The following is a 19,998-nucleotide window of genomic DNA, read 5'->3' on the forward strand; positions in this document are numbered from 1 at the left end:
GACCCGACCACCTTGGGGCGCCCGGGTTCCTGCTCCGGCACGAACCCCGCCACCAGCCGGTCCCAGCGCAGCGAGCCGCCTGCCTGGCTGTAGAGCTGCACCGCGGGGTTCCACCCGCCGCACACCGCCAGCAGATCGCAGTCGACGTCGACCGGCGTGCCGCCCTCGAGGCCCGCGATGCGCGCCGAGGTGATGCGCCGGTCGCCGGTGGTCCCGACGACGGCGGAACCGGTGAACACCTGTGCTCCCAAGGAATTCGCCAGGTCGACCAGCCGCTGCGGCGGTTCCGGTCGCGTGTCGACCACCGCGCGGACTCGCGCGCCGGCCGCGACGAGATCGGCGGCGGTCAGGTAGGCGCTGTCGGACGTGGTCACCACGACGGCGTCCTGACCCGGCAGCACCGCGAAGCGCTTGAGGTAGGTGCGCACCGCCGAGGCGAGCATGATGCCCGGCCGGTCGTTGTCGGCGAAGACCATCGGACGTTCGGTCGCCCCGGTGGCCAGCACCACCCGCCGCGCCCGCACGTGCCACAGCCGCTCGCGGTCGCCCCGGCGCTCGGCGACGAGCAGGTAGTCGTGGTCGTAGTACCCGATCGCAGCGGAACGGGTCAGCACCCGGACCTCCGGCATGTCCACGAATTCCCTCGCGGCACGGGAAATCCACTCCCCCGCGTCGCGCCCGTCGATGCGCTCGTCGCCGTCGAGCAGCGATCCGCCGAGGTGGCGGCCCTGCTCGACCAGCATCACCCGCGCGCCGCTGCGCCCGGCCGCCAGCGCGGCGGCGATCCCGGCCGGGCCGCCGCCGACCACGACCACGTCGACGTGCACGTACTTCTTGTCGCGGACCGTGGGATCCGGCGCGTTGCTGAGCCAGCCGACCCCGGACAGGCTCGCCACCTGGAGTCCGTCGCGCAGCTCCAGGGTGGTGGCGGGCACCATCGGTTCCGGACCGCCGCTGAGCACCTGGACCAGCGCGTTCGGCTCGGTGCCGTCGGCGGTGAGGATGCCGCGCGGCCGGTCCCGGTAGATCGACGAGCCGACCTCGATGCGGCCGTTGGCCAGCAGCGCCGAGGCCAGCGTGTCGCCGGGGTGGCCGGTGAGCTCGATGCCGTCGCAGGTGAACCGCAGGGTGCGGGCGCGGTCGATGCGACCGCCTTCGGCCAGGCGTGTCATGGCAGCACCTTCTCGGGACGCATCTCGTTGGTCGTGGTGTCGCGGACGACGTTGAACCAGCGGCGGCAGCCCGCGGTGTGCGCCCAGCGCTCGTGGAACAACCCGCGCGGGTTGTCGCGGACGAAGAGGTATTCCGCCCACGCCGCGTCGTCCAGCTCGGCGGGGTCCTCGGGGAAGTCGACGTGGGCTTGACCGCCGTAGTGGAACTCGGTCTCGTCCCGATCCCCGCACCAGGGGCAGTGGATCAACAGCATCGGGAACTCCAAACTCGCGGAAGACCTTCGCGTTGACGCAAATTCCATTGAAATCGGATGTTCGATTTCAATGGAATTTGCGGGGACACCTAGTGCGCCACCGCGGCGGCGCCGTGCTCGTCGATGAGGGCGCCGGTGGTGAACCTGTCCAAGCCGTAGGGCTCGTTGATCGGGTGCGGCTCGCCGGTGGCGATGGTGTGCGCGTAGACCCAGCCCACGCCTGGTGTCGCCTTGAAACCTCCGGTGCCCCAACCACAGTTGAGGTAGAGGTTCTCGTACGGCGTCGGCCCGATGATCGGTGATGCGTCGGGGGTGACGTCGACTGTGCCCGCCCAGGTCCGGATCACGTGGGCGCGCTCGAAGATCGGGAACAGCTCCAGCGCCGCCGCCATCTGCTGCTCGATCACGTGCACCGAACCGCGCTGGCCGTAACCGTTGTAGCTGTCGACACCCGCGCCCAGCACCAGTTCGCCCTTGTGCGCCTGGCTGCAGTAGACGTGCACGTGGTTGGACATCACCACGCACGGGTGGATCGGCTCCAGCAGCTCGGACACCAGCGCCTGCAGCGGATGGCTCTGCAGCGGCAGGCGCAGGCCGAGCTGATCGGTGAGCAGCGACGTGCGGCCGGCCGCGGCGAGCGCGACGCGACCCGCGCCGATCGGGCCGAGCGAGGTCTGCACCCCGGTGACCCGACCGCCGTCGAGCTGGAAGCCCGTCACCTCGCACCCCTGGATCAGGTCCACGCCCATCTCGTCGGCCTTGCGCGCGAACGCCCAGGCCACGTGGTCGTGCTTGGCGATCCCGCCGCGGCGCTGCAAGGTCGCGCCGAGCACGGGGTAGCGGACGTCGCTGGAGAGGTTGAGGATCGGGCACAGCTCGGCGATCTCGTCGGGCTCGACCCATTCGGCGTCGACGCCGTTGAGCTGGTTGGCGAACACCCGCCGCCGCGAATCGCGGACCTCCTGCTCGGTGTGCGCCAGGTTGAGCACCCCGCGCTGGCTGAGCAGGAAGTCGTACTCCAGCTCGGCGGGCAGCTGCTCCCACAGGTCCAGCGCGTGGTTGTACAGCTTGGCGCTCTCGTCGAAGAGGTAGTTGGAGCGGATGATCGTGGTGTTGCGGGCCATGTTGCCGCCGGCGAGCCAGCCGCGCTCGAGCACCGCGACGTCGGTGATGCCGTGGTTGCGGGCCAGGTAGTAGGCGGTGGCCAGGCCGTGACCACCGGAGCCGACGATCACCACGTCGTAGTGCCGCTTTGGTTCCGGGGTCCGCCACAGCCTCGGCGGCGGTTCGGGCAAGGGGGTGGAAACCACCGCGACCTCCAACGCGAAAGACGGGAGCGACCAGTGGGACTGATGGAGTGAAAGTGTTCGGCGAACTGATATATCAGTCTGTGCGGTAGGCTACGAGACGTGTCCGCAGCCGTCAATTCCCGATCCGGAGAGCAGCCCTCGCAGGCCGAGCGCGCTTACCTGACCTTGCGCGACCTGATCCTGACCCTGCAGCTGCCACCCGGCGCTCCCGTCCAGGAGGAGCCGCTGAGCGGTGAGCTCGGCATCGGCCGCACCCCCTTCCGGGAGGCCATCAAGCGACTGGAGGCCGAGTCGCTGGTGGCGATCTACCCGCGCCGCGGCACCTTCGTCACCGAGGTCAACATCACCGACCACGCGCTGATCGCCGACGTGCGCCGCCGCCTGGAAGGTCACGCCGCGCGCCGCGCCGCCGAGCGCGCCACCGACGCCGAGCGGTCCGAGCTGGACGAGCTGCGCGCGCTGACCGAGGACCTGGGCAACGACCAGTCGGTGATCATGGACGTCGACGCCCGGGTGCACCGGACGATCTACCACTGCACCCACAACCGCTACCTGGAAGGCACGCTCGGCCAGTACTACAACCTGGCCCTGCGGATCTGGCACCTGTTCTTCGACCGCCTGCCGAACGTCTCGGACCACGTCGCCGAGCACTCGGAGCTGCTGAAGGCGATCATCGCCGCCGACGCCGACGGGGCCGACCGCATCGCGGTCGCCCACGTGGACGACTTCGAACAGTCCATCCGCCAAGCCATCTGAGCGGCACGCGATTTGCCGAGGCAGGGCAAGCACGTTCTCCGCATCCCACCCTGGCTCCGCAACGTATCCGGCCAAATACGGAGAGTGTTGCGAACGTCACACGAGCCCGCCTCGACCGCCTGTTCCGCGCTGCGGCCTGATCGACTACCGCCGAACCTCCGGATCCCGGCGATCACCGGGGCGCTGATCGCCCTGCGGAGCGGCGGATTCCCTTCCGGAGGAACGGAATTCGGACTAGTCCGTTCGAGTCGATCGTCACTCGGACAGGCCAGCCAGGGGCCACCGCTCGTCGACGTCGAAGGGGTACTCGCCCCCGTTCCGGTCGACGGTCAAATTGGCCCCGACGTGTCCTTGACGTGCACCCTCCCGGAGGCGCACTGTTGCGGTAGACGCAGGGAGTTGTCGTAGACGCAACAAGGCGGCAGCTATGGATTCCAGCGCCCAAGTACGCCTCGTCGGCGCGGGCATCGCGGGATGCAGCACCGCGCACCACCCTGCGCGCCTCGTCCTCGTGATCGAGCGAGGGCCGCTGGAAGCCGATGGCCGGGCGCGGCCACATCAGAGCAACAAGTCCCTGGTCGAAGGCCGGTACATCGTTCAGCCTGACCCGTGGGCAGGGCGCCGCTGGTCCCCGATCGCCGGCGCCGAACAGCAGGCCACCCGCGAGCGAGTTGCGATGTACGACAGGACTTCCCTGGCCAGGGCGGAAGTCACCGAGCGCGGTGCGCTCGACCTGCTGCAGCGGCCGACCACCAACCAGCCACCCTGCTACGCGACCTGCACGCTGCCGCTGAAGCCTGCGGCCGAGATCCGCGCGGACATCGCGGTGACCCGGCTGGACCGGGAGACCTTCCAAGTCGGCTCGCACGAGGTGCTGCGTCTGTCCTATATGGACGGTCTCGGTTGGGAGCTCCGCGCCTCCGCGGAGTTCGGCCGCCGGTTGTGGGACTTGCTGGAGAAGGAAAACCGGACCTGGGGGGCGGAAATGTGGAGCTTGCACGATCCCGATGGAGCCGATCTCGAGACCGACGGGGGCGACTTCATCGGCTGGGACGCGCTGCTGCGACGCCGGGAAACCGCGCCGCGGCGGCGGTTGTGCCGTCTGACGATCGACGACGGCACCGCGTTGTCGGGTTCCGAGCCGGTGTTCTCCGACGGTGCACCCGTCGGGGCCACCACGAGCACCGGCTGCAGCATCGACGACAGCCCGGGGCGCACCCGGCTGCCCGCCGAGCCGGCCCGACCGGGCACCCCGGAGCGGGTGTCCTACTTCGACCAGCGGCATCCGGCGACGGCCACCGCTGACCCCGTGTCCGACCCCGAGATGATCAGAATGCGCTGCTGATCAGCACATTCCCGCAAGACCTCCACACGCCCGGCCGTGCTGACCGACCCGCGGTGCAGGTCCCGGCTACCCACCACAGGAGACCTCTAGGAGCCAGCCATGAGCATCAACCCGAACCCCGGAGTCCTGCTCTACCCGCGAATCCGCAAGTCGCCGTTCTTCTACGCCTCGCGGCGGCACGGCGTCGGCCTGTACAGCGTCTACAACCACACCTACCACCCGCGGCACTACGGCGATCCGATCGGCGAGTACTGGGCGCTGCTGGAGGGCGTGACGTTGTGGGACGTCGGCGTCGAGCGGCAGGTGGAGATCACCGGCCCCGACGCGTTCGAGTTCACCAACATGCTGGTGCCCCGGGACCTGACCAAGTGCAAGGTCGGGCAGTGCAAGTACGTGTTCGTCACCGCCGAGGACGGCGGCATCATCAACGACCCGGTGCTGCTGCGGCTCGGCGAGAACCACTTCTGGCTGTCGCTGGCCGACAGCGACGTGCTGCTGTGGGCCAAGGGCCTGGCGCACAACCTCGGGATGGACGTGCAGATCCGCGAGCCCGATGTGGGACCGGTGCAGGTCCAGGGCCCGAAGTCGCGCGATGTGATGGTGGACCTGTTCGGCGAGTCCATCCTGGACGTGCCCTACTACTACGCGGTCGAGCGCGAGCTGAACGGCATGCAGGTGGTGGTCTCGCGCACCGGCTACACCGCCGAGCTGGGCTACGAGATCTACCTGCACAACGCCAGCCGCGACGGCGTGCAGCTGTGGGACGCGATCTGGGACGCCGGTGAACCGCACGGCATGCGGGTGATCGGGCCGTGCCACATCCGGCGCATCGAGGCCGGGATCCTGTCGTGGGGCTGCGACATCACCTACGACACCAACCCGTTCGAGGTGGGCTACGGCTTCGAGAAGACCTGGATGGTCGACCTGGACCAGGAGGCGGACTTCGTCGGCAAGGCCGCGCTGCAGCGGATCAAGGCCGAGGGGATCAGCCGCAAGCTGGTCGGCGTGGAGATCGGCGGACCGGGCGTGGGGTCGTTCAACGACGGCGAGATGGTCGACGTCTTCGACGTGCACGACCCGCACGGCCTGCGCATCGGCGAGGTCACCTCGGCCTGCTACTCGCCGCGCCTGGAGCGCAACATCGGCTACGCCATGGTGCCGATCGCCTACGAGGAGCTGGGCACCGAGCTCGTGGTGCACACCCAGCACGGCCCGCAGGAGGCGGTCGTCGTGGAGAAGCCGTTCCTGGACCCGACCAAGGACATCCCCAAGGCCCTGGTCCGCACTGCGCAGGGAGGTTGATCGACATGACCGGCGCAGCAGTGCGGCACGGACCCGTGAGCACTTTGGGCTGCTATAGCGACCCAAAGTACTCACGGGAACCTGCCCAGGCCGAACAACACCACGGGCAGGACGAGGTGGTGAGGTTGCGATGACGACCAACGCCGAAGTTCTGGAGCAGTCCTTGAACCACGCCCGGTTCGAGGTGATTCCGCTGAGAGGTGTTGTCGCGCAAGCGGAAATGCTGCCGGACGGGACCACCGTGACGGTCACGGCGTCGCCGCACAAGGGCCTGGACGCGACCATGGACCTGGCCGCCCAGCTGTGCGAGCGCGACCTGCACGTGGTGCCGCACCTGGCCGCCCGGATGATCCGCGACCGCGCGCACCTGACCGCCCTGCTGGACCGCATCGACGCGCTCGGCATCACCGAGGTGTTCGCGATCGCCGGGGATTCCCCCGAACCGCGCGGGGAGTTCCCGGACGCCCTGACGATGCTGCGCGCGATGGACGAGCTCGGGCGGCGTCCGGCGCGGGTGGGCATCACCGGCTACCCGGAACGCCACGCGTTCATCTGCGACGCCTCGGCGATCCGGGCCATGAACGAGAAGTCCCGCTACGCCGACTACGTCGTCTCCCAGATCTGCTACGACCCGCACACCGTGGCGTCCTGGGTGAAGGCGGTGCGCGCCCGCGGGGTGTCGCTGCCGATCCACGTCGGGGTGCCCGGCGTGGTGGACGCGCACCGGTTGCTGCGGATCTCGCTGAAGATCGGGCTGGGCGAATCGATGCGGTACCTGCGCAAGCAGCACGGCATGGTGACGAAGCTGCTGACCCGGTACACCCCGGAGGAGTTGTTCGACGAGCTCTCCCCCCACCTCGTCGACCCCTCCTACGGCATCGCCGGCTGGCACTTCTTCACCTTCAACGAGATCGCGAAGACGTTGCAGTGGCGCCACGACCTGGTCGCCAGATTGCGGGAGGTACCGGCATGAACATCCCCTCCGACCTGGACATCTCCCGCGCCACCGCACTCAAGCCGCTGGAGGAGGTCGCCGCGCAGCTGGGCATCGGCGCGCACCTGCTCGAGCCGTACGGGCGCAGCGTCGCGAAGATCTCCCTGGAGGCCCTCGACGAGCTGCCCGAAGAGCCGACGGCCCGCTACGTCGTGGTCTCGGCGATCACGCCCACCCCGTTGGGCGAGGGCAAGACGACCACGACGGTCGGTCTCGGCCAGGCGCTGCGGCATCTCGGCAAGCGCTCCGCGGTCGCGATCCGGCAGCCGTCGATGGGCCCGACGTTCGGCATCAAGGGCGGCGCGGCCGGCGGCGGCTACAGCCAGGTGGTGCCGATGGAGGCGCTGAACCTGCACCTCACCGGCGACATGCACGCCGTCACCGCGGCGCACAACATGCTGGCCGCGATGCTGGACAACCACCTGCACAAGGGGAATTCGCTCGGCATCGACCCGCACCGGATCACCTGGCGGCGGGTGCTGGACGTCAACGACCGCGACCTGCGCAACATCGTCACCGGCCTCGGCGGCAGGGTCGACGGAACGCCCCGGCAGACCGGTTTCGACATCACCGCGGCCAGCGAGGTGATGGCGGTGCTGGCGCTGTCGACGTCCTTGCAGGACATGCGGCAGCGGCTGGGCCGGATCGTGGTCGGCTACACCCGCGACGGCCGGCCGGTCAGCGCCGAGCAGCTGCGCGCGGGCGGGGCGATGGCGGTGATCATGCGCGAGGCGATCAAGCCGAACCTCATGCAGACCACCGAGAACACGCCGGTCCTGGTGCACGCGGGCCCGTTCGGCAACATCGCGCACGGCAATTCGTCGGTGGTGGCCGACCGGATCGCCAGCCGCTGCGCGGACTACGTGGTGACCGAGGCGGGTTTCGGCGCGGACATGGGAGCCGAGCGCTTCTTCAACATCAAGTGCCGCACCTCCGGTCTCCGCCCCGATGCGGCGGTCCTGGTGGCGACGGTGCGCGCGCTGAAGGCGCACTCCGGTCGCTACAAGGTGGTGGCGGGCAAGCCGCTGCCTGCGGCGATGCTGGCGGAGAACCCCGACGACGTGCGAGCGGGCGCGGCGAACCTGCGCAAGCAGATCGACAACATCCGCCTGCACGGCGTGTCCCCGGTGGTGGCGATCAACGCCTTCCCCACCGACTACCGCAGCGAGCACGAGGCGATCCGCGAGATCGCGGAGGCCGAAGGCGCCCGGGTGGCGGTCAGCAACCACTTCCTCGAAGGAGGCAAGGGCGCGGTCGAACTGGCCGAAGCGGTCGTGGCAGCCGCCGAAGAGCCCAGCGGGTTCCAGCTGCTCTACCCGGATTCGGCGGACCTCCGCACCAAGATCGAGACGATCGCGACGAAGATCTACGGAGCAGCAGCGGTCTCCTACCTCCCAGCAGCAGCCCGCTCCCTGGACGGTTACGAGGCCAACGGCTACGGGAACCTCCCGGTCTGCATCGCCAAGACCCACCTGTCCCTGAGCTCCGACCCGACGCTGCTCGGAGCCCCGACGGGCTGGACCCTCCCGGTCCGCGAAGTCCGGGCCTCGGTCGGCGCGGGCTTCATCTACCCGATCTGCGGGGAGATGCGAACCATGCCGGGCCTGGGCTCCCACCCGGCAGCGGAGTCCATCGACATCGACGAACACGGCGAGATCACCGGCCTCAGCTGACCGACCCGAAAGGCGAAAGGGCCCCTCCGACCAGCGGCCGGAGGGGCCCTTCGAGCAGAGGTGCACCTCAACTCAGGTCGAAGCGCCCCGACTTCACCGAGCCGACGAAGCTCCCGAAGACGCTAGGGGCCAGCAGCAGTGCAGGACCGGCCGGAGCCTTCGAGTCGCGGACCGCGGTGAATTCAGCGGTACCACCGACCTCGACGCACTCAGAGCCTTGAGCGCTACGGCTGCTCTTGCGCCACTGGACTGCTAAGTCGGATGCCCGGTCAACGTGGTTCACGTCAGCTCCTTCGAAAGCTTCCTTGGAACGTCTGCCGGCCATGCTCAGATTTCAAAAGTACCGGCCTTCACCTCGCTGATGAAGGTCGCGAACGCGGCGTCGGTCGTGCTGAGGATCGGCGACGACGCACCTAACTTCGAGTCGCGGACGAGGGCTAAGCCGGGCAAGTTCGTCGCGACTTCGACGCAGGCGTTCGCCTGTCCGGAACGACTTGCCTTCTTCCACACGGGTTCCGGGCGCATCGCACTACTCCTTCGCACGTTGGTCGTGTTCGTGGGCGATGCTACGCAGCAGATCGGATGAATTTCCTTCAGGAAGTGCTCGGGCCTGCAACGATGCGAAGAGACGCGCTAGTTCGGCAACGTCGCGCAGGTCGTCTATGACATGCCCGCCGAGTACCGTGTCGCTGTAGGCGACATCGCTCTGGGCCGAGTCCGGAAACCGCAGCAGCAGGATCGGGCCGTGAATCCCTTCGTGCGCACCGGAGTCGAAGGGCAGCACCTGGATGTTCACGGTCGGTCGCTTCCCGATGTCGGCCAGGTGGTGCAGCTGCTCAGCCATCACCGCTCGCGATCCGACGACACGGCGAAGTGCTTCTTCGGCGATCACGACGTGCAGCGCCAGCCCACCGCCCTCGTCCAACCGCTCCTGCCTCTTCAGCCGAACGTTCACCCAGTTCTGCAGCTCGGATTCGGTCAACGCCAGGCGTCCGACTTCGTGCACGGCACGCGCATACGCCTCGGTCTGCAGCAATCCGGGGACAACACCCAGTTCGTAGTGGAAGATCTCGCTGGCTTCGGCTTCGAACCCGACGAACGGCGCGAGGTAGGCCGGGAGCTTGTAGCTCTGCCACCAGCCGCGCTGTCCGCTCTCCCGGCGAAGCTGCTGGAGCTGTTCGACCAGGTCTTCCGGGGCGTCGTAGAACTCGAGCAGCGCATCGAGGTCCTTCGCGGACACCCTGGAGTGCCCGCGCTCCCAGTGTCCCACCGTCGCCCGCGATCTCTCCAGGTGCGCAGCCGCTTCATCCAGGGACAAACCCGCGTTGGTCCGCAGCTGCCGGAGCTGGCGCCCCAAGTGCACTTGCCGTGCGGTTCCTGCCATGCGCACAGCTTCGCACGGGAGATCGAACTCCTGAGATCACCTGTTCAGGCGGATCGGAGCCGCGAACATCGACATCGTTACCGGGTAACAATTACCGTCTAACTCACGGTCACCAAGCGATCACCCAACGCATCAGGAATGGGAGCCGCCATGACGCCGACGAGTAGCCAGCTTCGCTACCACTGGCTTCCGGTCGTGGACGATTCCAGCGACTACGGACTGGTTCGCCACGCCTTCCGAGGCCGACGCATCGACTTGGGAGCGAACGGGGAGTCCTTCTGCGGCAACCTCTTCGCCCTCGCCGAACCATCCGAAGTGGACTGGATACGAGCCCCATCGTGCCAGCTCTGCAACTCCGAGCTGAAGGCGGTGAAGGGATGAGCACACACGTCGTCGCAGTCTGGGCGATCGCCGTCCTGGCTGCCGCCGCGCTCTCGCTCTGCTGCACGGTCTACTTCTTCTCACGTCGGCCGCAACACGCCGGAGGCGGAGAAGGCGCACTGACGGTGCGCTATCTGATCGCCCGAGTCGAAGCCGAGACCAGCAGAGGTCGCCACCGACTCCGAGTACCGGTGGACGACCACGAGACCGCGGAAATTCCCAGGCCCTCACTCCCGCCCGAAGCCCCGAACCCCGCAGTCCTGCGGCGGATCCTCGCCGGGTTGCGGCGCTTGTAGACCGGCCCGGTGCTGGTCGCCCCTCCCCGACACCCAGCACCGGGCCTTCCCGGCCGGACGGCGCGACTCCCCCGCCGCGTCGTCCGGTCGGTCCCATCCTCGTCGGTCAAAGGCCGAACTGGCCTGAAATCGGATCTGCCCCTTCCAGGAATCGAGGCGTCGTTCACCAATCTTGAAATCCCAGGCGCAAGTGCTCGATATCAACCCAGAGATTTCCAACGCGGAGACCGACGCCAAGTCACATCCCACGACAGGCAAGTCGCACAGGAAAGGAACCGATGCCGAGCTACCTCACAACGCGTACTGAGCGCACTGTCGCCGAGCGAATGGCCGTCGACTACCTCGAACACGGCGCATCGATCCGCGTCCTGATGTTCCAAGAAGGGTTGTCCTACGGCGCTGTACACCGATTGTTGACCAAGGTGGCCGGTGTCGAGATGCGGCGACGTGGTGCCCAAGATAACCACCCTGGAATGCGGAGCGAGTTCGAGGACCTCGACCACGACCGCCGGGAGGAGCTCGCCGCCGAGTGTGCAGCCGCCTTCGCGCAAGGAACTCGAATCACCGGCCTCGCCCAGCAGAACAAGTTGCACCCGTGGACTGTGCTGCGACTGCTTGAACACGCTGGGGTGGCGTCGCCGCGCTTGCTCACTCGAGCCCCGCGCCGTCCGCGTTCTTGACTCCATCTCTAACAGCCTGTTCCGTTCTATTATCCGTATCCCGCTCTCCGGCAGCAGATATACGGGTTAGGCGGCGCTGCTCTTTCCGGGTGAGATCAGCGCGGAATGAGTAGAAACCCCATACTCGCTCACTGTCCGTTTCGATACGGTCGCGATCATTACGACGATCATCACAACGATCATGGGGAGGGATCGGGGTGAACGTCCGGATCGATCCGGCGAATCTCTCTGAGCTGGCGGAGGGCATCGAGCGCTCAACTGAGGAGCTGGGCAAGACGCAACCGTTGTCCCCAGCTGATGCGGGGCCGTCGAGCGCGGCGGTTGCGGCGACTGCGGCTGATCTGCTGCGGGCCGCTGCCGGTCTTGTCGAGACCGTGCACAAGGGCGCCGCGGACCTGGACGCCAACAAGACGACCTACAGCGGCACCGATGACACCAATGCTGGAATGTTCGACCAACTGGGGCGCTAACAAATCATGACCTTGAATACATGGGTAGCGGGCAGCCCCGAAACGATGAGGGCTTACGCGGAGCAGGTACAGGGCCTTGGTGCCGGCGTCGAGCAGGTCGCAACTAGCCAGTACCAAGCGCGCAATCGGGCCGCCTCCGAATGGGAGGGCCAGGCGTCTGAGGCATTCCAACGCTGGGCCGACCAGCAAGGCGACGACGGAGACGTTCTGGCGCAACTGTTCACGAAAGTGGCCGATGCCGTCGAAATGTGGTGCGCCGAGATCGACACTGTGAAGTCGCGGATGGAGCAGGCCAAGCAGGTTGCCAGTGACGGTCAACTGGCGGTTCTCGTAGACCTGATCTATCCACCCAAACCGCTTCCACTCGACCCCGGCGGTACCAGCCTGCCCGGAGCAAATTCCTCCGGCACTTCTGCAGAAGCTGAGGCTGCCCGGGCCCGGCTCGCGCAGCAGGAAACCGCCTACGCCGAAGCGCAGGCCACCGTCAAGTATGCGCGGGACTTGGAGCGTTCAGCTCACGAAATGCTGGTCCGTGCGTTGGATGCTGCCAAAGGTGATCTCAAGGCGATCCCGCAGGCCGAGGCGTGGGAGCAGGCCGGTGCACACCCCAGTAGTCCTGCCAGCGCCGCCGTGGCCGATGCCGCCATGGTCATGGAGTCTCGTGCTGCCGAAGCGACCAAGGGCATGTTCGAACAGGCCCTGCAACAGGGTCCAGCGGCAGTCCATGTCGCGTGGTCTTCGTTGTCGGCAGCACAAAGAGCCGATCTGATCGGCCGATTCCCACAGATGGTCGGCAATACCGACGGCGTTCCCGCCCAGGACAGACACGCGGCGAACATGACCACCCTCAACCAGCAACGCGCTGGCCTGCTGGCGAAACTCCGTGACGCTGAGCAACGGGCGCGGGAATCCTACGGCAACCCCAACGGCATGAACGACATCGCGCTTGAGGAAGTGAAACAAGCGCATGAAGCGCTAAAAGGGTTGGGGCGCATTGAAACCGCCGCCACGCAGGACGGGAAACTGCTGCTCGGCCTGGATGCAGGGGCAAACGGGCGAGGCCAGGTAATCATCGCCTCTGGCAATCCTGACACCGCGCAGCACGTCGTCACCACGGTGCCCGGCACCTACTCCGACGTTGGCGACGCGATGGACTACGTCGAACGCGGCGACCGCATCATCGACAGGGCGAAACAGTTCGCACCCGGTGAAACCTTCGCCTCGGTCACCTGGGTGGACTACCAGTCGCCCGGCACCCTGGTAAACGCTTCCGAAGGCCGCTTCGCCGAGGACGCCAAGGGCGACCTGAGCAGCTTCCAAGAAGGCCTGCGTGCCACACATGAGGGCAGACCCAGCCACAACACCGTGATCGGCCACTCCTACGGCTCGACAACCGTCGGTTACGCCGCACGAGACAACGGCCTGCATTCTGATGATCTTGTTTTAATCGGCTCCCCCGGAGTCGGCGTTGATACAGCTGGCGAGCTCGGGGTGCCGCCAGAGAACGTGTGGAGTGGAACATCCGGACTCGACGTGATCGACTACGCCACGCCATCGCCCAACCCCATCGACTACCTGCTGGAAGAGCCGTTCGACGACCACCACTGGTTCGGGCGAAACCCCTCCAACGAGTACTTCGGGGCACGGGAACTCCCGGTCAACAACTGGTCCGGTCACGGTGGCTACTGGGATCACCCCGAGTCGGTCGACGGCATGGCTAAGGTCGTTGCGAACAAGACTCAACCAACCGACGGAGTGCGCTGACCCATGAGCAATCCTCCCCAACCCTCGGGTCGGTCGGACAGGGCCACCACGATCCTCGGACACGTCCTCGGCTGGCCGGCGTTCCTTATCGGGCTCGGCGCTTGGGGTATCTCGGTCGTGCCGTTCGTGGTCTGGAAGGTCCAGGGAGCTGACCTGCTCCAGATCGACCAGAGTCTCGTAGGGTTCGGCGTCGTCATCTACGGCATTGCAGCCGCGGTCGGCCTAGGACTACTCGCAGCGGCAATGGGCGTACGACACACCGTCACCCAAATCCTGTTCTGGGCCTACCTGCTACTGCTCTTCGTTGGTGTGGTGGTTGCGTTCTCCGGAACCGACTAGCCGCGAAGCTACCTCTGTGCCGGCAAAGGAAATCTAGGATGTTCTGAGTTGCGGGAGCGAGCACAGCTGTCGACGAACGCGACCAGATCACCGACCTCAGCTCCGGAACGACTTGCCGTCTTCCACGCAGATCCCGGGCGCATCGCACTACTCCTTCGCACGTTGGTCGTACTCGAGGGCGATGCTAAGTAGCAGATCAGATGGATTTCCTTCAGGAAGCGCTCGGGCCTGCAACGCACGAGATCACCTCGGTCGATCCCTCCTCAACACCCCAGCACCGGGCCTTCCCGACCGGGCGGCGCAGCTCCCCCGCTGCGCCGTTCGGTCTGTTCCGTCACAGGTGTCTGCCGTTTGGCCGCTGGTACTGGGCGGATCGGGTGCTGGGTGGCTAGGTTTTCACCAGCAGTGTTAGCGGGGAGGATTCGTCCTGTGGGTGCTCGAGACGGGTTGACCAGGCGATTCGCTCGCCGGGCGGGGTTGCTCGCCGCTGTCCTGCTGGTGACCGCCTGCGCCGACGGGGCGGGCGATTCGGCGCACTCCGAAGCCGAAGTCATCTCGCCGAGCACGTCGTCCTTCTCCGAGCACTGCAATCCGCTGACCGCATCCGACCTGGCGCCGCCCGACCGTCCGCTGCCCATCCCGGCACAAGCACCCCGGCCGGCACATCGGGACCTCGCGTACGCCGGGACCTCAGCTGCGCAGAAGCTCGACCTCTACCTGCCCGCGCACGCCGATCCCGGCGGCGCGCCGCTCATCGTGCTGATCCACGGGGGCGGGTTCATCCAGGGCGACAAGTCGCACCCGGTGAACCTGCACGTGGTGTCGTCGCAGCTCGCGCGGGGGTACGCGGTCGCCAGCCTCAACTACCGGCTCAGCTGCGAGGCCCCCTTCCCGGCCGGGGCGCAGGATGTCAAGGCCGCAGTCCGCTGGTTGCGGGTGCACGCGCCCGAGTACGGCATCGATCCCGGCCGGTTCGTCGCCTGGGGCCCGTCCTCGGGTGCCTACATGGCCACGTTGCTCGCCGTCACCGGTGACCAGCGCACCCAGTTCGACGACGACAGCCTCGGCAACCCCGGGGTGTCCAGCGCCGTGCAGGGGGCTGTCGCCTGGTACGGCCCGTACGACTTCGGGAAGATGGGCGCGCAGTTCGAGGCCGACACCCCGAAGGCGTGCAAGGGCAAGGTGCTCAAGCACGACGTCGCGAACTCGCCCGAGTCGATCTGGTTCCGGGGTCCGCTGCAGAGCACGCTGGAGAAATCCTTCGAAGCCAACCCGGCCACCTACCTGCCCACCGCGAGCAAGCTCCCGCCGATCAACTTCGCCGCCGGTGACTCCGACTGCGTGGTCCCGCACGAGCAGACGCAGGACATGTACCGCGCGGTCAAGGCAGCCGGTGGGCGCACCACCCTGGCCGTCGTGCCACACGCCGGGCACGACCTGCGGGTCGCCGTCGCCCAGCTCGAACCGGCGCTGGCCTTCGCGGACTCGATCACCAAGAACTGATCCCGACGGCCGGCAGCGGGATCAGCGGGCCGCGTTGAGCAGGTCCAACGCGCTGTGCTGGCGGCCCGTGGAGATCTTGTCGACGGGGCCGTTCCAGTGCACGCCGTACATGTCCAGCGGACTGCGGTGCTCGTAGGCGACTTCGGCCTGGTGCTTGAGGTATCCCGCGTAGGGGTGGTCGGGCAGGGCGTCGTTGAGCACGCCCAGGCCGCGAACGTAAGCGCCTTTGAAGGACGGGCCGTCCGGGTCGCAGTCGCCCGACTCGCAGGGTTCGGTCAGCACGCCGTCCTTGTGCAGGGCCTCGGCCTTGGTCGAGGCGTCGGCGAGTTCGCGGGCGGTCTCGAGCAGACCGTCGTCACCCGTCGCGCGGTTCAGCTCGACCAGTCCGCCGAGCGGGATTCCCTGGTTGTAGCTCCAGGTCTGCTGGCCGTTGTTCTTGCAAGCGTCCAGGCCGTCGTTGACCAGCTTGTCATCGTTGATCATCCCACTGCCCCGGAACCAGTCCCACTCCCGCTGGGCCCGCTCCAGGTACTGGGTGTCATCCGGGATCCGGTTGTGCAGCGCCGCGTTGAGCTGCAGGAACAGCTCATTGGTGACGGCGTTCTTGTAGCCGTTGTCGGTCTTCCACGTGACCCCGCCTCCGCAGTCCGACGTCCAGTGGTCGTTCATGTGGTCGGCGTCGACCTTCGCCGTCTCCAGGTAGCGGCTGTCGCCGGTGAGGTCGTAGGCCGCCACCCAGGCCAGGCCCCACCAGCCGGTGTCGTCGAGGAACTCGTTGGTGAAGTTGCCGCCGTGGCTGTTGATGTTGCGGTCGTAGGTCTCGGCGATCGCGTACTCGTAGCTGCGCATGCCGGTCACCCGCATGTTGTCGATGACGGCGGTGAGCGCGTTCGCGCCGGTCCACCAGGCGTTGCCCTCGAAGAGCCCGGTGTTGCGGTCGAAGAGCATCATCGTCGCGGTCGCGGCGGCCTTGCTCGGACTGGAGGAATTCCAGTCCGAACGCGCCCACTGGGTGCAGGCGATCTCCGGGCGGTCGGCGGCCTTCCCGCACGCGCGGAGCGCACCGATCCCGCGGTTCGCCCAGTCGTCGACGTTGTACATCTGGCTGCGCCAGCCAGGATTCCCCTCCGGCGCTTCGGTGTCGCCGAGCCTGCCCTCCCACGTCTTCCCGCCGTCGAAGGACCGGTCCAGCCAGATCTCGTCGCCGGCGCTCGCGTCGTCGATCGTGGCCCAGCCCATCGCATTGCCGTCGTCGACGTGCAATCCGATGGTCCGGCCGTGAAGCGTCGTACTGACCGGTGTGCGGTCACCAGTGGCCTTCGACGGATCGAGCGCGTCGCACTCCTCGTTGCACACCTCGGAGTCCGCGCGCGCGACCGAAACCGTTTCTGCGAAAGGGAAAGCGGCGAGCACCGCGGCGGCCATCGCCAGCGAAGCTCTGCGGATCACTGCCCCCATGAACCCTCCTGCCTCGAGAACCAGCCGCCTCCACCACGCGCGCCGGGTGTCGCGGGGTTCAGTCGCGGATGCCCAGGCGCAGGTGCTCGGTGTGGAAGACGGCCTCGTCGAGGAGTTGGGCGACGTGGTTGTCGTAGAGGGAGTACACGACGCTGCGGCCGGAGCGGTTGCCGACCACCAGCCCCAGCGAGCGCAGCAGGCGCAGCTGGTGGGACACCGCGGACTGCTCCATGCCCACCGCTTCGGCCAGCTCGCCGACCGCCATCTCGCGCTGCCGCAGCTCGCTGAGGATGAGCAGGCGGGACGGGGTGGCCAGGGCCTGGAGGGTCTCCGCGACGGAGTTCGCCGAGGCTGCGTCCAGCCGCGCCGCGGGCGTTTCCTCGCGCTTGACCACATGACCCATGCCCGGCAGTCTAACGACCGAGGGACATATGAATGACTGATCAGATGTTCATGTACTGTCCTCCTCCGACAGCACGCCGGCTGTCCCGACGCCGGAAGGGCGCGTGATGACCGCAGTCACCGACCGAACACCGACCCGAACCGAGGCGGCACCGACCCGCCGCGGCCTGCTCGCGCTGCCCGAAGCGCGGTGGGCCGCTGCCGCGCTGATCGCGTTCCTGCTCGGCCTCGCCGTGCAGCTGCTCGGCGGCCCGACTTGGCTCTACTGGGCGCTCTACCTGGTCTGCTACGTCACCGGCGGGTGGGAACCTGCCTACGCCGGGCTCCAGGCGTTGCGGGAGAAGACCCTGGACGTGGACCTGCTGATGATCGTCGCGGCCCTCGGAGCCGCCGCGATCGGGCAGATCACCGACGGCGCGCTGCTGATCGTCATCTTCGCCACCTCCGGCGCGTTGGAGGCCTTCGCCACCGCCCGCACCGAGGACTCCGTGCGCGGTCTGCTCGACCTCGCCCCGGAGACCGCGGTCCGGGTCCGCGACGGCGTCGAGGAGACCGTGCACACGGCGGAACTCCAGGTCGGCGATGTGATCGTGGTGCGCCCCGGCGAGCGGATCGGCGCGGACGGCGAGGTCGTCGACGGCAGCAGCGACGTCGACCAGGCGACCATCACCGGCGAGCCGCTGCCGGCGGCCAAGCAGCCCGGCGACGAAGTCTTCGCGGGCACCCTCAACGGCACCGGGGCCCTGCGCGTGCGCGTCGTCCGGGACGCTTCGGAGTCGGTCATCGCGCGGATCGTCGCGCTGGTCGCCGAGGCCAGCGAGACCAAGGCGCCGACGCAGCTGTTCATCGAGAAGGTCGAGCAGCGCTACTCGGTCGGCGTCGTGCTGGCCACGCTGGCGGTGTTCGCGGTGCCGCTGCTGCTCGGCGACACCTTGGAAAGCGCCCTGCTGCGCGCGATGACGTTCATGATCGTCGCCTCGCCGTGCGCCGTCGTGCTCGCGACCATGCCGCCGCTGCTGTCCGCGATCGCCAACGCCGGACGCCACGGCGTGCTGGTCAAGTCGGCGGTGGTGATGGAGCGGCTGGGGCAGGTCGAGCGGGTGGCGCTGGACAAGACCGGCACGCTCACCGAAGGCGCGCCGCGAGTTGTCCGGGTCGACCCCGCAGCGGGTCGTGACGCCGACGAGGTCCTGGCGCTGGCCGCGGGCGCCGAGCACCTCAGCGAACACCCGCTGGCCCGCGCGATCGTCGCAGCAGCCCACGGGAAGGGGCTGGCGATCCCCGCGGCCGAGGACTTCCGGGCCACCCCCGGCCACGGCGTGTCGACCACCGTCGACGGCCGGAAGGTGGCCGTGACCAGCCCGCGAGGTGCTGAAGCCGCTGCCGAGCTGGAAGACGCCGGGCACACGGCGGTGATCGTCACCGTGGACGACGCCGTAGTCGGAACGCTCGGCATCGCAGACCGGCTGCGCCCGGACGCCGCTGGCGCGGTGGCGGCGCTGCGCGATCTGACCAGCGCCGAACCGGTCCTGCTGACCGGCGACAACGAGCGCACCGCCGCCCAGGTGGCGGGCGAGGTGGGCATCTCCGACGTGCGCGCCGGATTGCTGCCCGCCGACAAGGTGGCGGCAGTGCGGGAATCCGCGCAGCCGACGATGGTGATCGGCGACGGCGTCAACGACGCTCCGGCGCTCGCCGCCGCGCACTGCGGGGTCGCGATGGGCCGCGCGGGCTCGGACCTGACGCTGCAGACCGCGGACGTGGTGGTCGTCCGCGACGAGCTGGCCGCCGTGCCGAAGGTCGTCGACCTGTCCCGGCGGGCTCGACGGCTGGTGCAGCAGAACCTGGTGATCGCGGGCGCGTTCATCACCGTGCTCGTGGTGTGGGACCTGGTCGGCAACCTCCCGCTGCCGCTGGGCGTGGCCGGGCACGAAGGTTCCACGATCATCGTCGGCCTCAACGGCCTGCGCCTGCTCAGCGAACGCGCCTGGCGCAGCTGACCGCTACCGTGGCCGCATGACGATCACCTGGAACGAGGACGACCGGCTCCGCGTGCGCACCCGGCTCGTGGAGCTGGTGTCGGCCTTCCCCGGTGTGCAGGTGGACGATTCGCACGGTCACACCGGATTCCTGTCGCGCGGCAAGCGGTTCGCCTGGCTGCTCGCCGACCACCACGGCGACGGACGCCTGGCCCTGGCGGTCAAGGCCCCGCCCGGCGAGCAGGAAGCCCTCGTCGCGGACAACACCCGCTACTTCGCCCCCGCCTACCTCGGCCCGAGGGGCTGGGTCGGGGTGAACCTGGACGAGAAATCGGCCCCGGACTGGACCGAGATCGCCGCCCTCCTGGAACAAGCCTGGCGAATGAGCGCAACCAAACGAGCGATCGCCGAGTACGACCACCCCACCCCCTGACCCCCGACGCGGCGTCAACTCCGCAAGAAGCTCACCTCCAACCGCACACGGGCTCCGGGCTCCGGGCTCCGGGCTCCGGGCTCCGGGCTCCGGGCTCCGGGCT

Annotated in this window: 21 protein-coding genes; 13 read left to right on the top strand and 8 right to left on the bottom strand. The window is 68.1% G+C overall.

The window, feature by feature from the left end; genetic code table 11:
* The 3 genes from ABTZ89_RS17765 to ABTZ89_RS17775 form a co-directional block, all read right to left on the bottom strand.
* Positions 1-1,172, bottom strand: a 1,172-nt coding sequence (locus ABTZ89_RS17765) for a 2Fe-2S iron-sulfur cluster-binding protein (protein ID WP_351045827.1), incomplete at its 3' end; no start/stop codon positions are given.
* Positions 1,169-1,426, bottom strand: a complete 258-nt coding sequence (locus ABTZ89_RS17770) for a sarcosine oxidase subunit delta (RefSeq protein ID WP_351045830.1) — start codon at positions 1,424-1,426, stop codon at positions 1,169-1,171. The genes ABTZ89_RS17765 and ABTZ89_RS17770, both read right to left, overlap by 4 nt.
* Positions 1,427-1,515: 89 nt before the next feature.
* A complete protein-coding gene (locus ABTZ89_RS17775; RefSeq protein WP_351045833.1) occupies positions 1,516-2,736 on the bottom strand; it encodes a sarcosine oxidase subunit beta family protein in 1,221 nt (406 codons plus the stop codon).
* Positions 2,737-2,835: 99 nt separating this feature from the next.
* Here ABTZ89_RS17775 and ABTZ89_RS17780 point away from each other — a divergent pair, with 99 nt between their 5' ends.
* The 5 genes from ABTZ89_RS17780 (at position 2,836) to ABTZ89_RS17800 (ending at position 8,806) form a co-directional block, all read left to right on the top strand.
* Complete coding sequence (locus tag ABTZ89_RS17780; protein WP_351045836.1) at positions 2,836-3,492, top strand: GntR family transcriptional regulator; 657 nt, start codon at positions 2,836-2,838, stop codon at positions 3,490-3,492.
* Positions 3,493-3,919: 427 nt separating this feature from the next.
* Positions 3,920-4,837, top strand: a complete 918-nt coding sequence (locus tag ABTZ89_RS17785) for a glycine cleavage T C-terminal barrel domain-containing protein (RefSeq protein ID WP_351045838.1) — start codon at positions 3,920-3,922, stop codon at positions 4,835-4,837.
* 99 nt (positions 4,838-4,936) lie between these two features.
* Positions 4,937-6,139 (top strand): glycine cleavage T C-terminal barrel domain-containing protein, encoded by a 1,203-nt coding sequence (locus tag ABTZ89_RS17790; protein WP_351045841.1) that lies wholly within the window; start codon positions 4,937-4,939, stop codon positions 6,137-6,139.
* Positions 6,140-6,269: 130 nt separating this feature from the next.
* The gene (locus ABTZ89_RS17795) at positions 6,270-7,112 is read left to right on the top strand and encodes a methylenetetrahydrofolate reductase (protein WP_351045844.1); all 843 of its coding nucleotides are present in this window, start codon (positions 6,270-6,272) and stop codon (positions 7,110-7,112) included.
* On the top strand, positions 7,109-8,806 hold the full coding sequence (locus ABTZ89_RS17800) for a formate--tetrahydrofolate ligase (protein ID WP_351045847.1): 1,698 nt from the start codon (positions 7,109-7,111) through the stop codon (positions 8,804-8,806). Before ABTZ89_RS17795 ends, ABTZ89_RS17800 begins: the two co-directional genes overlap by 4 nt.
* A gap of 67 nt (positions 8,807-8,873) precedes the next feature.
* On the opposite strand, the gene ABTZ89_RS17805 is transcribed toward ABTZ89_RS17800, so the two are convergent.
* Genes ABTZ89_RS17805 through ABTZ89_RS17815 form a run of 3 tightly spaced genes read right to left on the bottom strand, consistent with a single transcriptional unit; the run spans position 8,874 to position 10,190 of the window.
* Positions 8,874-9,131: a DUF397 domain-containing protein gene (locus ABTZ89_RS17805; protein WP_351045850.1), complete on the bottom strand. Its 258-nt coding sequence runs from the start codon at positions 9,129-9,131 to the stop codon at positions 8,874-8,876.
* 2 nt (positions 9,132-9,133) lie between these two features.
* A complete protein-coding gene (locus ABTZ89_RS17810; protein WP_270948997.1) occupies positions 9,134-9,331 on the bottom strand; it encodes a DUF397 domain-containing protein in 198 nt (65 codons plus the stop codon).
* Between the two features lie 4 nt (positions 9,332-9,335).
* Positions 9,336-10,190 carry a helix-turn-helix domain-containing protein gene (locus ABTZ89_RS17815; protein ID WP_351045853.1) on the bottom strand — a complete coding sequence of 285 codons (855 nt, stop codon included), beginning with the start codon at positions 10,188-10,190 and terminating at the stop codon, positions 9,336-9,338.
* A 377-nt stretch (positions 10,191-10,567) separates the two neighbouring features.
* Here ABTZ89_RS17815 and ABTZ89_RS17820 point away from each other — a divergent pair, with 377 nt between their 5' ends.
* From ABTZ89_RS17820 to ABTZ89_RS17845, 6 genes are all read left to right on the top strand, one after another.
* Entirely contained in the window at positions 10,568-10,867 is a 300-nt protein-coding gene (locus tag ABTZ89_RS17820) for a hypothetical protein (RefSeq protein ID WP_351045856.1), read from the top strand.
* 278 nt (positions 10,868-11,145) lie between these two features.
* Entirely contained in the window at positions 11,146-11,547 is a 402-nt protein-coding gene (locus ABTZ89_RS17825; RefSeq protein ID WP_351045859.1) for a helix-turn-helix domain-containing protein, read from the top strand.
* Positions 11,548-11,744: 197 nt separating this feature from the next.
* Positions 11,745-12,017 (top strand): hypothetical protein, encoded by a 273-nt coding sequence (locus ABTZ89_RS17830; protein ID WP_351045862.1) that lies wholly within the window; start codon positions 11,745-11,747, stop codon positions 12,015-12,017.
* Positions 12,018-12,062: 45 nt separating this feature from the next.
* On the top strand, positions 12,063-13,781 hold the full coding sequence (locus ABTZ89_RS17835) for an alpha/beta hydrolase (RefSeq protein WP_351045865.1): 1,719 nt from the start codon (positions 12,063-12,065) through the stop codon (positions 13,779-13,781).
* A gap of 3 nt (positions 13,782-13,784) precedes the next feature.
* The gene (locus tag ABTZ89_RS17840) at positions 13,785-14,120 is read left to right on the top strand and encodes a hypothetical protein (protein ID WP_351045868.1); all 336 of its coding nucleotides are present in this window, start codon (positions 13,785-13,787) and stop codon (positions 14,118-14,120) included.
* A gap of 447 nt (positions 14,121-14,567) precedes the next feature.
* Positions 14,568-15,623, top strand: coding sequence for an alpha/beta hydrolase fold domain-containing protein (locus ABTZ89_RS17845; RefSeq protein ID WP_351045871.1), 1,056 nt, complete (start codon positions 14,568-14,570; stop codon positions 15,621-15,623).
* A 21-nt stretch (positions 15,624-15,644) separates the two neighbouring features.
* Here the strand turns inward: ABTZ89_RS17845 and ABTZ89_RS17850 are convergent, their stop codons facing one another.
* Positions 15,645-17,081 (bottom strand): glycoside hydrolase family 76 protein, encoded by a 1,437-nt coding sequence (locus tag ABTZ89_RS17850; RefSeq protein WP_351045874.1) that lies wholly within the window; start codon positions 17,079-17,081, stop codon positions 15,645-15,647.
* Positions 17,082-17,139: 58 nt separating this feature from the next.
* A complete protein-coding gene (locus tag ABTZ89_RS17855; RefSeq protein ID WP_351045878.1) occupies positions 17,140-17,484 on the bottom strand; it encodes an ArsR/SmtB family transcription factor in 345 nt (114 codons plus the stop codon).
* Positions 17,485-17,590: 106 nt separating this feature from the next.
* Here ABTZ89_RS17855 and ABTZ89_RS17860 point away from each other — a divergent pair, with 106 nt between their 5' ends.
* Positions 17,591-19,483, top strand: coding sequence for a heavy metal translocating P-type ATPase (locus ABTZ89_RS17860; protein WP_351045881.1), 1,893 nt, complete (start codon positions 17,591-17,593; stop codon positions 19,481-19,483).
* Positions 19,484-19,499: 16 nt separating this feature from the next.
* Positions 19,500-19,895: an MmcQ/YjbR family DNA-binding protein gene (locus tag ABTZ89_RS17865; protein WP_351045883.1), complete on the top strand. Its 396-nt coding sequence runs from the start codon at positions 19,500-19,502 to the stop codon at positions 19,893-19,895.
* Positions 19,896-19,998 lie beyond the last annotated feature (103 nt).

The organism is Saccharopolyspora sp. NPDC002686 (assembly GCF_040295745.1).
GTDB lineage: Bacteria > Actinomycetota > Actinomycetes > Mycobacteriales > Pseudonocardiaceae > Saccharopolyspora > Saccharopolyspora oryzae.